The organism is Amycolatopsis sp. NPDC004368, assembly GCF_053602515.1.
In genome coordinates this window covers 14,808-28,664 of the sequence record NZ_JBSGDT010000017.1, presented here as the reverse complement: position 1 = coordinate 28,664, position 13,857 = coordinate 14,808, and the positions used below count along the sequence as shown (strand labels likewise).

Sequence of the window (13,857 nt, the reverse complement as noted above, 5' to 3'; positions counted from 1 at the left end):
CCTCAGGCCGCGACCGGAGCGGCCTTGGCGGCGTCCGGCTCGTCGTTGATGGTCTCGGCGCTCACCGGGTTGCGGCGCGACGCGAGCCAGATGCCCACCGCCACGAGCACCCCGACGGCGCCGATGAGGATCGTGCCCCAGCTGCCGCGCGTCGAGATCGCCGCCGCGATGGCGCCGACGACGGCGGCCGCCGGCAGCGTCAGCACCCAGGCGATGACCATCTTGCCCGCGACGCCCCAGCGGACCTCCGCGAGCTTGCGGCCGAGACCCGAACCGATGATGCCGCCGGAGGTCACGTGGGTCGTCGACAGCGCGAAGCCCAGGTGCGACGACGCCAGGATCACGGCCGCCGAGCTGGTCTCCGCCGCGAACCCCTGCGGCGTCTGGATCTCGGTGAGCTTCTTGCCCATGGTCTGGATGATGCGCCAGCCGCCGAGGTACGTGCCGGCCGCGATCGCGAGGCCGCAGGCCCCGATGACCCACAGCGGCGGGTTCGAGCCCGGTGCCAGCGTGCCGCCGGCGATGAGCGTCAGCGTGATGACACCCATGGTCTTCTGCGCGTCGTTGGTGCCGTGGGCGAGCGAGACGAGGCTGGCCGAGAGGACCTGGCCGGTCTTGAAGCCCTTGCCCACCACGTTTTCCTTGGCCTTCTCGGTGATGCGGTAGGTCACGAACGTGCCGATGAGCGCCACGACCCCGGCCACGATCGGCGAGGCGACCGCGGGGATCAGCACCTTCTCGACGACCTTGCCGAAGTGCACGGCGTCGGCGCCCGACGCGATCCACGTCGCACCGATCAGACCACCGAACAACGCGTGCGACGAACTCGACGGCAGGCCGACGAGCCACGTGACGAGATTCCAGATGATGGCGCCGACAAGGCCGGCGAAGATGACGACCGGGGTCACCTTCGTGTCGTCGACGATTCCGCCGGAAATGGTTTTCGCGACCTCGATGGACAGGAACGCCCCGACCAGGTTCAGCACCGCCGAAATGGCGACGGCGATTCTGGGCTTGAGGGCTCCCGTGGCAATGGAAGTGGCCATGGCGTTGGCCGTGTCGTGGAACCCGTTGGTGAAGTCGAAGGCGAGGGCCGCGACGATCACCACCAGGACAATGAGGGAAAAGTCCATGGGCGTTTCTCCAGCTAGGTGGTCGTGCCAGTTGAGAAGCTACCCATCAACCGAGCGAGCCTGATCTCGTCCGAGTGGCCGCTGATTGAACTCTCCGTAAACGAGGGAGCGGTCGGGCAGGCCCATTTCCCGCGCTCACCTGGTGATCCACAAATCGGGTAGCCAAAGTGAGTGAATCCGTGTTTGCGAAGTTGATTACCTTATGTCTGGATTGTTCGGTTCTACGGGGGCCAGCCCTACCACGGATGCTCCAGTACGGCCCAGTGTCGTGGCGCCCGGCGCCTGTCACGGTGGTGGTCCAGGTCGAAAGGGGCAGTCGGATGAGCGCCGCAGCAACCGTTTCCAGCACCACGCACCGCCGCCTCGGCACGGCCGTGGTCGCCACGGTCGCGTCGGGCGTGCTGGTCCACTTCGGGCTGGGCTTCGAGCCGGTCGCCGTGCTCGCGTGGCTCGCACCGCTGCCTGTGCTGCTGCTGGCGCCGCGCACTCGTGCGTGGGTTGCGTGCGGGGCAGCGTTCGTCGCCTACCTCGGGGGCAGCGCCGGCAGCTGGCACTACTTCCTGAACTCGCTGGCTTTGCCGCTGCCCGCGGCGCTCGCGATCCTGCTGGGGACGCCGGTGTTGTTCGCCGCGACGGTGGCCCTGTTCCGGCGGCTCGTGCGCGTCGGCCGGCCGGTGCTCGCGACCGTCGCGACGCCCGCGCTGTGGACCGCCGTGCTCTACGGCGTCTCGGTGACCGGCCCGTTCGGCGTGATGGGGACGTTCATGACGAGCCAAGGCGACCAGCCCGGCGTGCTGCGTCTCGCGTCGGTGCTCGGTGGGTGGGGTGTGGAGTACCTGGTGCTGCTGGCGCCGGCCGCACTGGCCGCAGTGCTCGCGCCGGGGGTGCGGCCTTCAGCACGCGTCGGCATCACCGTGGTGACGACCGCCGCGGTCGGGGGCGCTCTGGCCTTCGGGGCGACACCCGGCACGGCTTCCACCGGTCACGTGCGCGTCGCAACTGTCGCGCGCAGCGAGCCCGCGTGGGCGGCGGATCCGAGCGCACCGAACGGGGTTCTCCAGTCCTATGTGGACGCACTGCGCGCCTTGCCCGCCGACGTGCGCATCGCGGTTCTCCCGGAGGCCGCCTTCGGCGTGGACCGCACGCACCTGGCCGACCTCACCGCGCCACTGGCCGACGTCGCCCGCGCCAAGAACCTGCACATCGTCACCGGCGCGATCGTGAAAGACCCCGGCCGACCCACCTACAACACGGCGCTCGACGTGCCACCGGCCGGCCAAGTTGTCGAATACCGCAAGTGGCGCAACGGTTCCTCCCCCGTCGCGGCCGGCCACGACCTCGCCCACCTCGCCGGTGAGCCCATCGGCCTCGAGGTCTGCATGGACGTCAACGGCCCGTCGCCCACCCGCGACTACGCCCGCGCCGGCACCGGGCTGCTGCTGATCCCCGCGTCCGACGAAGACGTCGATGGTTGGCAGCACAGCCGCACTGCCCTCCTGCGCGGCGTCGAGCACGGTGTCGCCGTGGCCTGGAGCGCCACCCGCGGCACGTCCGTCCTCGGCGACGCGGGCGGCCACGTCCTCGCTCAGACACGCACCGGCCCGGCCTCCATGGCCGTCGCCACCGCCGACGTCCCCCTCGCCACCGGTCAGACGCTCTACACCCGGTTCGGCGACTGGTTCGCGTGGCTGTGCTGCCTCGTCGCGTTGGCCGGCCTCGGCTTCACCCGCCGCAGCGCACCCGGCCCGGCCGGTCACGAGTGAGGGCAGCGGGAGTGCCTGTCCGACACTGGCGGACCATGATCATCGAGGCCTACGGTGGCACCATGCAAGGCACCCGCGTCACCTACTGCACCGTCAACTTCCAGGGCACCCGCGTCACGCTCTCGGCGCACCGCCGTCCCCCAGCCCCTGGCGCGCGCGGGTGAGCGAACTTCGCTGAGCGCGCGACGAGGAGCAGGAGGTCGAGATCGACGTCGCACGCCGGTCAACGCACGGCTGACCTCCGTTCTCCCCGCCGCCACACCGCGTGGGTGAGCGGCACCCCGGGCCGGTAGGCCAGGTGCGTGACCGAAGGCGCGTCGAGCACGTGCACATCGGCCCGCGCGCCCGGACGCAGGTAGCCGACGTCGTCGCGCCGCAGTGCCCGCGCACCGCCCGCGGTGGCCGACCACACGGCTTCCTCCACGGTCATGCGCATCTGAAGCACGGCCGTGGTCACGCAGAACGCCATCGACGTGGTGTACGAGCTGCCCGGGTTCGCGTTGCTGGCCAGCGCGACCGTCGCGCCCGCGTCGAGCAGCCGCCGTGCCGGGGCCAGTGCTTGCCTCGTCGACAAGTCACACGCCGGCAGCAACGTCGCCACCGTGTCCGACGCCGCGAGCGCCTCGACGTCCTCGTCGCTCAGGTACGTGCAGTGGTCCACGCTCGCCGCGCCCAGCTCCACCGCCAGCCGCACGCCGGGGCCTTCGCCGAGCTGGTTGCCGTGCACCCGCAACCCGAGCCCGCGCTCAGCCGCGGCCTTGAGCACACGCGCCGACTGGGCCTCGTCGAACGCCCCCGTCTCGCAGAACACGTCGGCCCACCGCACGTGCGGCGCCACCGCGTCGAGCATCTCCCCGCACACGAGGTCCACATAGGACTCCGCTTCGGTACCCGGCGGCACGAGGTGCGCGCCCAGGTAGGTGACCTCATCGGCCACCGTCGCCGCGATCTGCGCCGACCGCGCCTCGTCGGCCACCGTCAGGCCGTACCCGGTTTTCGTCTCCAGGCAGGTGGTGCCCTGCGCGGCGGCTTCGTCGACGTGCCGGCGCAGGTTCGCCGCCAGCTGCTCGTCGGACGCCTCCCGCGTCGCCCCGACCGTGACGGCGATTCCGCCCGCCGTGTAAGGCTTCCCGGCCATCCGCGCCTCGAACTCGGTCGTGCGGTCGCCGGCGAACACCAGGTGGGTGTGGCTGTCGACCCAGCCGGGCAGCACCGCGCGGCCCTCGACGTCCACTCGCTCGTCGGCCGCCGGCGCCGACGCGGCCGGCCCGGCCCACGCAACGACGCCGCCGTCGAGCACCAGCGCCGCGTCCCGCAGCTTGCCCAGCTCGGGATCGTTGGTGGTGAGCTCGCCGATGCCCGTGATCAGTTCCGCCACAACGCCTCGATCTCCTCGGCCAGTACGGTTTCCGGTCGCTCGACGAGCACGTGCCCGCCGTCTCGCACTACGTCACGACCCGCCACGACGACGTGCCGCACATCCGCGGCGCCCGCCGCGAACACCACCCCGGACGGCTCGATCCCCGCCGTCCGCACGGAATCCAGTGCCACCGTGACCAGGTCCGCCCCGGCACCGACGGCCAGCCGGCCCACCTCGGGCCAGCCCACGGACGCGTGATCAGTGCCCGCCGCGAGCAGTTCCTCCGCGGTGAACCGGCCGCGTTCCTCACTGGCCAGCCGGTCGTCCAGCTCCAGTGCACGGGTCTCCTCGAACGCGTCGACCACGGCGTTGCTGTCACTGCCCACGCCCAGCCGCACGCCCGCGTCGAGCAGCTGCCGCGCCGGGCCGATGCCGTCGCCGAGGTCGCGTTCGGTCGTCGGGCAGAAGCAGGCGGCCGACCGGGCGGCACCCAGCCACTTCACGTCCTGGTCCGTGAGGTGCGTCGCGTGGACGGCGACCAGTCGCTCGCTCAGCACCCCGTGCTGCTGCAGCAATCCGGTCGGCGTCCAGCCGTACGCCGCCTCGCACTGCTCGTTCTCCGCGCGCTGTTCGGACAGGTGAATGTGCAGCGGCCGACCTCCTGGCACCCCTTGGTTCACCGTCGACAAATCGTCCGCGGCCACCGCGCGCACCGAGTGGATCGCCCCGCCGACGCGGAACAGCTCGTCCTCGGTCAGGCCGGCCACGCGCTCGGCCCACTTCTCCGCCGTGCCGTCGGAGAACCGCTGCTGCACCTCGTCCGGTGGCACGCCGATCCCGCCCGCCAGGTAACACGTGTCCAGCAGCGTCAGCCGGATCCCCGCGTCGCGCGCGGCCTGGCGCAACGCGTCGCCCATCGCGTTCGGCGAGGCGTAGGGCTTCCCGCCCGGCGCGTGGTGCAGGTAGTGGAACTCGCCGACGCTCGTGTAGCCGCCGAGTACCATCTCCGCGTAGACGCCGCGCGCGAGCCGGTAGTACGCGTCGGGATCGAGGCGCGCCGCGAGCGAGTACATCCGCTCGCGCCAGGTCCAGAACGTGCCGCGCTCGTGGTGCGTCCGGCCCCGCAGCGCGCGGTGGAACGCGTGCGAGTGGCCGTTGGCGAACCCCGGCAGGGTGAGCCCGGCGAGGACGGTGCCGCACTTCGGCGCGCCCGGGGCGACCGACGTGATCCGCCCGTCGCGCACCACGAGCTGCACGCCATCGGCGATCCCGTCGGGCAGCCAGGCCCGTTCGCACCAGTACGTGGTCATGCCGCCAGCCGCTCCAGCGCCTCGGCCAGCGCCCGCGCGCCGGCTTCCACGTCGGCGCTCTCGGCGAACTCCTCCGGCGAGTGGCTGATGCCGGTGGGGTTGCGCACGTACAGCATCCCGGCCGGCACGAACCCGGCCAGGATCGCGGCGTCGTGGCCCGCACCGGTCGGCAGCTCGGGCGGCGCGCCCAGCCAACTGCCCAGGTCACGGCGCAGCTTCTCGTCGAACACCACGTCGTCGGAGTACGACTCGCGGGTGACGGTGAGCTCGCAACCCTCCGCCTTCGCGGCTGCCCGCGCGGCCCGCGTGATGTCCTCGACGAGCTCCGGCGTCACCGTGCCCGGCACCCGCGCGTCGAGCCACAGGTCCACAGTGGACGCGATGACGTTGGTCCCGCCCGGCGTCGGCACGAGCCGACCGACGGTCGCCCGCGCGTCCGCCCGTTCCTTCGCCAGCCGGCGCACCGCCACCACCGTCTCGGCCGCGGGCAGCATCGGGTCGACGCGGTCGGCGATCAACGTCGCCCCGGCGTGGTTTCCCTGGCCCGCGAACGAGAACCGCCATCGCCCGTGGGCGATCACCGTGCTGCCGACCGCCACCGGCGAGCCGACGTCGATCAGGCCGCGACCCTGTTCCACGTGCAGCTCCAGGAACCGCCCGACGAGCGAGAGCCGCTCTGGGTCGGCGCCGATCCGGTCCACGTCGAGGCCGGACTTCGCCGCTGCCTCCCAAAAAGTGACGCCGTCCGGGTCGTGCAGCTTGCGCGCCTGATCGGCACCGATCGTGCCGGTCATCAGCCGCGAGCCCAGGCACGGCACGCCGAACCGGCCGCCCTCCTCCTCGGCGAACACGACCACGGCGAACGGCTTGGCCGGACGGAACCCCTTGTTCTGCAAGGCTCCCACGGCAGCCAGTGCACTGGTCACACCGAGCGGCCCGTCGAACGCACCCCCGCCCGGCACCGAGTCGAGGTGGCTGCCGGTCACCACGGCGTCCGGACCCGGCGCACCCCACCAGGCCCAGAGGTTGCCGTTGCGGTCGGTCTCGACGTCGAGGCCCAGCCCTCGCGCCCGCTCGACGAACCAGGTGCGCAGATCGTGCTCCGGTGCGTCGAACGCGTGGCGCGAGTAGCCACCGCGCTTCGCGTCGCGCCCGACGTCGGCGATCTCGCCGAGCAGCTCCGAAGCCGTCATGCGTTGTCCCGCATGGGAATCCGGACGCCACGCTCGTCGGCGATCTCGGCCGCGTGGTCGTAGCCGGCGTCGACGTGGCGGATCACGCCCATGCCCGGATCGTTCGTGAGCACGCGCTCCAGCTTCTGCGCGGCCAGCGCCGTGCCGTCGGCCACGCTGACCTGGCCCGCGTGGATCGAGCGGCCCATGCCGACGCCACCGCCGTGGTGGATCGACACCCAGCTCGCGCCCGAAGCGGTGTTGACCAGCGCGTTGAGCAGTGGCCAGTCGGCGATGGCGTCGGACCCGTCGGCCATGGCCTCGGTCTCGCGGTACGGCGAGGCGACGCTGCCGGAGTCGAGGTGGTCGCGCCCGATCACCACGGGTGCCTTGAGCTCCCCGCTGGCCACCATCTCGTTGAACCGCAGGCCCGCGAGGTGCCGTTCGCCGTAGCCGAGCCAGCAGATCCGCGCCGGCAGGCCCTGGAACGCCACGCGCTCGCCGGCCATCTTGATCCAGCGTGCGAGCGACTCGTTTTCCGGGAACAGTTCCAGCATCGCCCGGTCGGTGGCCGCGATGTCGTCGGGGTCACCCGAGAGCGCGGCCCAGCGGAACGGGCCGTTGCCCTCGCAGAACAGCGGGCGGATGTAGGCGGGCACGAACCCCGGGAAGTCGAACGCCCGCTCGCAGCCGCCGCGCTTCGCCTCGCCACGCAGGGAGTTGCCGTAGTCGAAGACCTCGGCGCCGGCGTCGAGGAAACCGAGCATCGCGTTCACGTGGTCGGCCATGGACTCGCGCGAACGGTCGGTGAACTCGTCGGGCTTCTTGGCCGCGTAGTCGTGCCAGTCGTCCACGCTGACGCCCTTGGGCAGGTACGACAGCGGGTCGTGCGCGGAGGTCTGGTCGGTCACGATGTCGACCTCGACGCCGCGGCGCAGCAGCTCAGGCAGCGCCTCGGCGGCGTTGCCGACCACGGCCACCGACAGCGGACGCCGTTCCTTCTTCGCGGTGCTGACGCGCCGGATGGCGTCGTCGAGGTCGTCGGCCACCTCGTCGAGGTACCGCGTTTCGACGCGGCGGTGTGCGCGCTGCGGGTCGCACTCGACGACGAGAGCCACGCCGTCGTTCATGGTCACGGCCAGCGGCTGCGCGCCACCCATGCCGCCGAGGCCCGCGGTCACGGTGAGCGTGCCGCGCAGGCTCCCGCCGAACTTCTTCTTGGCCACGGCGGCGAACGTCTCGTAGGTGCCCTGCAGGATGCCCTGCGTGCCGATGTAGATCCACGAACCGGCCGTCATCTGGCCGTACATCGTGAGGCCCTGCTGTTCCAGCCGGCGGAACTCGGGCCAGGTCGCCCAGTCGCCCACCAGGTTCGAGTTCGCGATGAGCACGCGCGGCGCCCACTCGTGCGTGCGGAACACACCCACCGGTTTGCCCGACTGCACGAGCAGCGTCTCGTCGTTGTCCAAAGTGGTCAGTTCGCGGGTGATCGCTTCGAAACTGGGCCAGTTGCGGGCGGCCTTGCCGGTGCCGCCGTAGACGACGAGGTCCTCGGGCCGCTCGGCGACCTCGGGATCGAGGTTGTTGTGGAACATCCGCAGCGCGGCCTCGGTCTGCCACGACTTCGCGGTGAGCTGGGTGCCGCGGGCGGCACGGACGGTGCGGGACATTCTCAGACCTCCAGACGGGCAGCGGCCAGTACGGCGCCGCTGCGGACGAGTTCTTCGGCGGCCGCGATCTCGGGCGCCAGGTGCCGGTCGGGGCCCGGGCCCGCGACCTTCGTGCGGAGCAGGTCGCGCACCGCGCCGGTGACCGGCGAAGGCGCGAGCGGCGCGCGGAGGTCGAGCGCGCGGGCGGCGGTGAGCAGCTCGACCGCCAGCACCGTGGTCAGGCCGTCGACGGCCTTGCGCAGCTTCCGCGCCGCGGACCAGCCCATGGAGACGTGGTCCTCCTGCATCGCGCTGCTCGGGATCGAGTCGACCGACGCCGGCACCGCGAGCCGCTTGAGCTCGCTGACCACCGCGGCCTGCGTGTACTGCGCGATCATGTGCCCGGAGTCCACGCCCGGGTCGTGCGCGAGGAACGGCGGCAGTCCGGCCGAGCGCGCCTTGTCGAGCATGCGGTCGGTGCGCCGTTCGGCAATGCCGGCGACGTCGGCGACCGGGATGGCGAGGAAATCGAGCACGTACGCCACCGGCGCGCCGTGGAAGTTGCCGTTGGACTCGACGCGGCCGTCGGACAGCACCACGGGATTGTCCACAGCGGACCGCAGCTCGCGGTCGGCCACGAGCTCGGCGTGCGTGAGCGTGTCGCGCGCGGCGCCGTGGACCTGCGGGGCGCAGCGCAGCGAGTACGCGTCCTGCACGCGGTTGCAGTCGGGCCCGCGGTGGCTTTCGACGATCTTCGAGCCCTGCAGTGCCGCGAACATCCGCGCGGCGCTCTCCGCTTGGCCGGGGTGCGGCCGCAGCGCCTGCAGGTCGGCCGCGAAGGCACGGTCGGTGCCCAGCAGCGCCTCGACGCTCATCGCCGCGGTGAGGTCCGCGACGTCGAGGAGGTTATGCAGGTCGGCGGCCGCGAGCAGCAGCATGCCGAGCATGCCGTCGGTGCCGTTGGTGAGCGCCAGGCCTTCCTTCTCGGCCAGCACGACGGGCGTGATGCCCGCCGCCTTCAGTGCCTCGGCGGCCGGTTTGCGTGCGCCCTCGTGGTCGACCTCGCCCTCACCCATCAACGCGAGCGCGATGGCCGCCAGCGGCGCCAGGTCACCCGAGCAGCCGAGCGAGCCGTACTCGTGCACGACCGGCGTGATGTGCGCGTTGAGCAGGGCCGCAAGCGTTTGCGCCGTCTCCGGCCGCACGCCGGTGTACCCGCTGGCGAGCGTGCGCAGGCGCAGCACCATCAACGCGCGCACGACCTCGGGCTCCACCGCCGGCCCCGCTCCCGCGGCGTGCGAGCGGATGAGGCTGCGTTGCAGCGCGGTACGGCTCTCCACGGGGATGTGGCGCGTCGCGAGCGCGCCGAAGCCCGTGGAGACGCCATACGTCGGCGAGGTCGCGTGCGCGAGGTCCTCGATGTGCAGGCGGGTGGCGGCGAGGTTCTTCTCGGCCGCTTCGGTGAGCCCGACGGTCGCGTGCCCGCGGACGACGTCGACGACGTCGGCCGCGGTCATCGGCTTCGAGCCCAAGAACACTGGATCCGGCATGTCTGCCATTGAAACAACGATCAGCGCCCGGGCGGGAGTGCGGAGTTGGCGGTAGCGTCTGGTATCCAAGACAAAGCGAGGTTGGCGCTTCGCTGCCTGGCACGAGCGTCCCGTTCGTGCACCGCCCGGAAGGAGCCAGGTGAACACGTCCGCCCTCGGCGACACCGGAATCGCGATCACCGGGTTCGTGTACGGCGCCGGTTCCATCGGCGGCATCGGCAGCGCGGCCACCACCCGCGGCCTGGGCCTCGACCCCGACGACGGACTCCGCCGGCTCGACGAGGCATACGACCTGGGGATCCGCACCGTCGACACCGCGGACAGCTACGGCGGCGGCGAGAGCGAGCGCACCGTCGGGCGCTGGCTCACCGAGCGGCCGCGCGATGACGTGGTCGTGCTGACCAAGGTGGGCGGGCTCGTGCGGCCCGGGCAGACGGGCCTCGACCTGTCCCGCCCGCACCTCGAACGCCGGCTGGCCGAGAGCGTGCGGCGCCTGGGCCGTGTGGACCTCTACCTCTCGCACGGACCCGATCCGCGGACCCCGCTCGAGGAGACGCTCACGGCGTTCGCCGCGGCGCAGGAAGCCGGCCTGATCCGCGCCTACGGGGTCAGCAACGTCGACCCGCCGCTGCTCGAAGCCATCCTGGCCACCGCGGCGGAACTGGCGCTGCCCCGCCCGGCGTGCGTCCAGAACGGACTCAGCCTCCTCGCCCGCGGCGACGAACGGGACCTGCTGCCCCTGGTCGCGGCCGAGGGCCTCGGATACCTGGCCTTCTCCCCGCTCGCCGGCGGTGTGCTCTCCGACCGGTACCTCGACGGCGCCGCGCCGGCAGCGGGCAGCCGCATCGCGCTCGCCGGGGACCGGTACTACCCGGGCGCGTACTCGCCGGAGAACCTCGCCCGCGTCGCCAGGTTGCGTGCGGTCGCGCGTGAAGTCGGGATCAGCACGGCCGGCCTGGCGCTGGCCTGGCTGGCGGCGCGACCGGGCGTGACCGCGCCGATCGTGTCACCCAGCACGGAAGCGCAGTGGCAGGCCGTTCGCGAAGCCGCGACCACCGACCCCGGCGAAGAAGTGCTCGCCGAGGTCTCGGGCCTCTTCGGCGGATCGGCATGAGCAGCTCGGACGTGCCGGCCCTGCGCAACGGCCTCGCCGTGCTGCGCCTGCTCGCCGGGCACGCCGGCCCGGTCTCGGCCGCGACCGTCGCCCGCGACCTGTACCTGCCGCGCTCGACGACCTACCACCTGCTCAACGAGCTGGTCGCCGCAGGGTTCGTCGCGCACCTGCCCGCCGAGCGCCGCTACGGGCTCGGCATCGCCGCGTTCGAGCTCGGGTCGGCGTACCTGCGCCACGACCCGCTCGAACGGCTGGCCGCGCCGCTGTTGCGCAAGCTCGTGGACCGCGTCGGCCACACCGCGCACCTCGGTGTGCTGCACGGCAACGAGTCGCTGTACCTCATCAAGGAACGCCCCGCGCGGCCGGAAACCCTGGTCACCGACGTCGGCGTGCGCCTGCCCGGGCAGCTCACGGCGTCGGGCCGGGCGATCCTCAACCACCTGCCCGCCGCCCACGTGCGTGCGCTGTTCCCGACGGCCGGGTCGTTCGTGCTCCGGACTCGGCGTGGGCCGGATTCGCTGGCCGCGCTGCGCCGGACGCTCGCCGCCGAACGCCGGCTGGGCTGGTCGGTCGAGGACGGGCACGTGACCGACGGCTTCGCCTCCGTCGCGGCGCCGGTGTTCGACCACGGCGCCCGGCCGATGGCGTCGATTTCCGTGACGCTGCGCCACTTGTGTCCACAAGACGGCCCACAAGACGACCCGTGCGGCGAGACGTTCCCCGAGTTCGCGAAGGCGGTCGCCGAGACGGCCGCTGAACTGACCAGCCGCATCGGGGGCACGACACCGCAGTGAAAAGCCCGCTCCACCGGGTCTCGGTGGAGCGGGCTTTCCCGGCTTGGTCAGCGATGTGAAGAAACCACCATCGCCGACGTGCCACCGCGGCGGACGGGTTCACCGGCCGCCAGGATCCTGCCGCCCGGCTTGAACTCCAGCCCGGCCGCGACCCCGATGGAACTGACCTGGCTGAAGCTCTGCCCCAGCGCTTCGAGCCCCTTCGTGGTGGGCAATGCGAGGAACGCCGGCTCGGCGTCGGACGTCTTCGCGTTGCGCTGCGAGGCCCGCGGCGCGGCGATGGCGTCGGGCAGGTTCATGCCGAGGTCGAGGCGGTTGACCAGGACCTGCAGCACGGTCGTGATGATCGTGGCGCCACCCGGCGACCCGACGGCGAGCACCGGCTTGCCGTCCTTCAGCACGATCGTCGGCGACATGCTCGAGCGTGGCCGCTTGCCGCCGGCCGGCAGGTTGGGGTCGGGCGCCGTGCCCTGGGTGGGTGTGAAGTTGAAGTCGGTGAGCTCGTTGTTGAGCAGGAACCCGCGGCCGGACACCGTCATGCCGCTGCCGCCGAGCTGCTCGATCGTGTTCGTGTACGACACGACGTTGCCCCACTTGTCACTCACGACGAAGTGGTTGGTGTGCTGCTCGTTGCTGTCCGAGGAAGCGGCCTGCCCCGTGGTGCAACCGCCGTTGTGCGAGTACGGGTCACCGGGCGCGACCGGGCTCTGACCGGCCTTGTCCGGGTCGATCTGGCACGCCCGGGTGGCCGCGAACTGCTTCGACAGCAGCTGCTGCTGCGGAACCCGCACGTACCGCGAGTCCCCGATGTAGCGGTTGCGATCGGCGAACGCGAGCCGGCTGGCCTCCAGGTAGTGGTGCAGCGCCTGCGTCCGGTCCATTTCGGACAGGTTGTAGTTGCCCAGGATGTTCAGCGACTCCCCGACGGTGATGCCACCGCTCGACGAGGGCGCCATGCCGTAGACGTCGTAGCCGCGGTAGTTCACCCGCGTGGGCGACCCGTCGAGCGCGCGGTAGGCCCGCAGGTCCGACAGCTGCATCGGCCCGGACATGGGCTTGATCGGCGCGCCGTCGGCCACGGGCGGGTTCTGCACCGTCTTCACGAGGTCACGGCCGACGGGCCCGCCGTAGAACGCACCAGTGCCCTCGCGGCCGATCTGCCGGTAGGTGTCGGCGAGGTCCGGGTTGCGGAACACGGTGCCCACCTTCGGCGCCTCGCCGCCCGGCAGGAACAACTCGGCACTCGGCGCGAAGTGCGACAGCTTGTCCTTCAGGGAGGCCGTCTCGCTCGAGAACTCCTGGTTGACGACAAAACCCTTGTCCGCGACCTGGATGGCGGGCTTGAGGTTGTCCGCGAGGCTGAACTTGCCCCACCTCTGCAGCGCGCGCTGCCACGTGGCGAGCATGCCCGGCACCCCCACGGAGCGACCGCTCTCCACGGCCGTCTCGAAGTCGTAGGCCTTGCCCGTGGCCGGGTCGACGAACATGTCGGACCCGTCGGCCGCCGGCGTGGTCTCGCGCCCGTCGATGGTGGACACGCGGTGGGTCCTGGCGTCGTAGTACACGAAGTACCCGCCACCACCAGGCCCGGCGACGTACGGGTCCGTCACGCCGAGCGTCGAGGCCACCGCCACCGCCCCGTCCGCCGCGGTGCCCCCCTTGCGCAACACGCCGATCCCCGCCTGGGTCGACTCGAGCGTGTCGGAGACCACCGCCCCGCCATACCCCTCGGCGACGGTCTGCTTGCCCCCGCCTGGGTGACCGGTCGGGGTCGCGGTGGCCGGGCTCGCCGCGGTTCCCACCACGACCCCCGCGGCCACCAGCACGGTGAGCATTCGACGTCGGCGCATGGCACTCCCTTCCTCAGGCCACCACGGGCCTTCCGGGACTCCCGACGAGGTCCGGACCACACCTTCCGCTCGCCGGTGAGCTTCGTGGTCGGAGGTCTACCACCGACGCGTTCGAGCAGGAAGCCACCTTAAGCCGGATTTAGGGTGGGTGCACCCGAACGC

At 71.9% G+C, this 13,857-nt stretch carries 11 protein-coding genes; 4 read left to right on the top strand and 7 right to left on the bottom strand.

Annotated elements, in window-relative coordinates:
* Window positions 1–2: 2 nt before the first annotated feature.
* Window positions 3–1,133: an anion permease gene (locus tag ACWEOE_RS23245; protein ID WP_452012452.1), complete on the bottom strand. Its 1,131-nt coding sequence runs from the start codon at window positions 1,131–1,133 to the stop codon at window positions 3–5.
* Between the two features lie 320 nt (window positions 1,134–1,453).
* Here ACWEOE_RS23245 and ACWEOE_RS23240 point away from each other — a divergent pair, with 320 nt between their 5' ends.
* Together ACWEOE_RS23240 and ACWEOE_RS23235 are read left to right on the top strand one after the other, a co-directional pair.
* On the top strand, window positions 1,454–2,896 hold the full coding sequence (locus ACWEOE_RS23240; protein ID WP_452012450.1) for a nitrilase-related carbon-nitrogen hydrolase: 1,443 nt from the start codon (window positions 1,454–1,456) through the stop codon (window positions 2,894–2,896).
* A 35-nt stretch (window positions 2,897–2,931) separates the two neighbouring features.
* Window positions 2,932–3,060: a hypothetical protein gene (locus tag ACWEOE_RS23235; protein WP_452012449.1), complete on the top strand. Its 129-nt coding sequence runs from the start codon at window positions 2,932–2,934 to the stop codon at window positions 3,058–3,060.
* A 59-nt stretch (window positions 3,061–3,119) separates the two neighbouring features.
* Here the strand turns inward: ACWEOE_RS23235 and hutI are convergent, their stop codons facing one another.
* From hutI to hutH, 5 genes are read right to left on the bottom strand one after another with little or no spacing between them, the layout of a single operon-like run.
* On the bottom strand, window positions 3,120–4,274 hold the full coding sequence (gene hutI / locus ACWEOE_RS23230) for an imidazolonepropionase (protein WP_452012447.1): 1,155 nt from the start codon (window positions 4,272–4,274) through the stop codon (window positions 3,120–3,122).
* Window positions 4,262–5,566: a formimidoylglutamate deiminase gene (locus ACWEOE_RS23225; protein WP_452012446.1), complete on the bottom strand. Its 1,305-nt coding sequence runs from the start codon at window positions 5,564–5,566 to the stop codon at window positions 4,262–4,264. Before ACWEOE_RS23225 ends, hutI begins: the two co-directional genes overlap by 13 nt.
* Window positions 5,563–6,759: an allantoate amidohydrolase gene (locus ACWEOE_RS23220; RefSeq protein ID WP_452012444.1), complete on the bottom strand. Its 1,197-nt coding sequence runs from the start codon at window positions 6,757–6,759 to the stop codon at window positions 5,563–5,565. The genes ACWEOE_RS23225 and ACWEOE_RS23220 overlap by 4 nt, the downstream gene beginning before the upstream one ends.
* Window positions 6,756–8,408 carry a urocanate hydratase gene (hutU, locus tag ACWEOE_RS23215; protein WP_452012443.1) on the bottom strand — a complete coding sequence of 551 codons (1,653 nt, stop codon included), beginning with the start codon at window positions 8,406–8,408 and terminating at the stop codon, window positions 6,756–6,758. The genes ACWEOE_RS23220 and hutU overlap by 4 nt, the downstream gene beginning before the upstream one ends.
* Before the next feature lie 2 nt (window positions 8,409–8,410).
* Entirely contained in the window at window positions 8,411–9,937 is a 1,527-nt protein-coding gene (gene hutH, locus ACWEOE_RS23210; RefSeq protein ID WP_452012441.1) for a histidine ammonia-lyase, read from the bottom strand.
* Between the two features lie 139 nt (window positions 9,938–10,076).
* On the opposite strand from hutH, the gene ACWEOE_RS23205 reads away from it, so the two are divergent.
* Together ACWEOE_RS23205 and ACWEOE_RS23200 are read left to right on the top strand one after the other, a co-directional pair.
* Entirely contained in the window at window positions 10,077–11,051 is a 975-nt protein-coding gene (locus ACWEOE_RS23205) for an aldo/keto reductase (RefSeq protein ID WP_452012440.1), read from the top strand.
* Window positions 11,048–11,845 (top strand): IclR family transcriptional regulator, encoded by a 798-nt coding sequence (locus tag ACWEOE_RS23200; RefSeq protein WP_452012438.1) that lies wholly within the window; start codon window positions 11,048–11,050, stop codon window positions 11,843–11,845. The genes ACWEOE_RS23205 and ACWEOE_RS23200 overlap by 4 nt, the downstream gene beginning before the upstream one ends.
* A 47-nt stretch (window positions 11,846–11,892) precedes the next feature.
* On the opposite strand, the gene ggt is transcribed toward ACWEOE_RS23200, so the two are convergent.
* The gene (gene ggt, locus ACWEOE_RS23195) at window positions 11,893–13,695 is read right to left on the bottom strand and encodes a gamma-glutamyltransferase (protein ID WP_452012437.1); all 1,803 of its coding nucleotides are present in this window, start codon (window positions 13,693–13,695) and stop codon (window positions 11,893–11,895) included.
* Window positions 13,696–13,857: the final 162 nt, after the last annotated feature.

Coding starts and splice junctions, on each gene's coding strand:
- hutH (WP_452012441.1), bottom strand. CDS start 9,937: ATGCCGGATCCAGTGTTCTTGGGCTCGAAGCCGATGACCGCGGCCGAC.
- ACWEOE_RS23235 (WP_452012449.1), top strand. CDS start 2,932: ATGATCATCGAGGCCTACGGTGGCACCATGCAAGGCACCCGCGTCACC.
- ACWEOE_RS23220 (WP_452012444.1), bottom strand. CDS start 6,759: ATGACGGCTTCGGAGCTGCTCGGCGAGATCGCCGACGTCGGGCGCGAC.
- ACWEOE_RS23240 (WP_452012450.1), top strand. CDS start 1,454: ATGAGCGCCGCAGCAACCGTTTCCAGCACCACGCACCGCCGCCTCGGC.
- ACWEOE_RS23225 (WP_452012446.1), bottom strand. CDS start 5,566: ATGACCACGTACTGGTGCGAACGGGCCTGGCTGCCCGACGGGATCGCC.
- hutU (WP_452012443.1), bottom strand. CDS start 8,408: ATGTCCCGCACCGTCCGTGCCGCCCGCGGCACCCAGCTCACCGCGAAG.
- ACWEOE_RS23200 (WP_452012438.1), top strand. CDS start 11,048: ATGAGCAGCTCGGACGTGCCGGCCCTGCGCAACGGCCTCGCCGTGCTG.
- ggt (WP_452012437.1), bottom strand. CDS start 13,695: ATGCGCCGACGTCGAATGCTCACCGTGCTGGTGGCCGCGGGGGTCGTG.
- ACWEOE_RS23245 (WP_452012452.1), bottom strand. CDS start 1,133: ATGGACTTTTCCCTCATTGTCCTGGTGGTGATCGTCGCGGCCCTCGCC.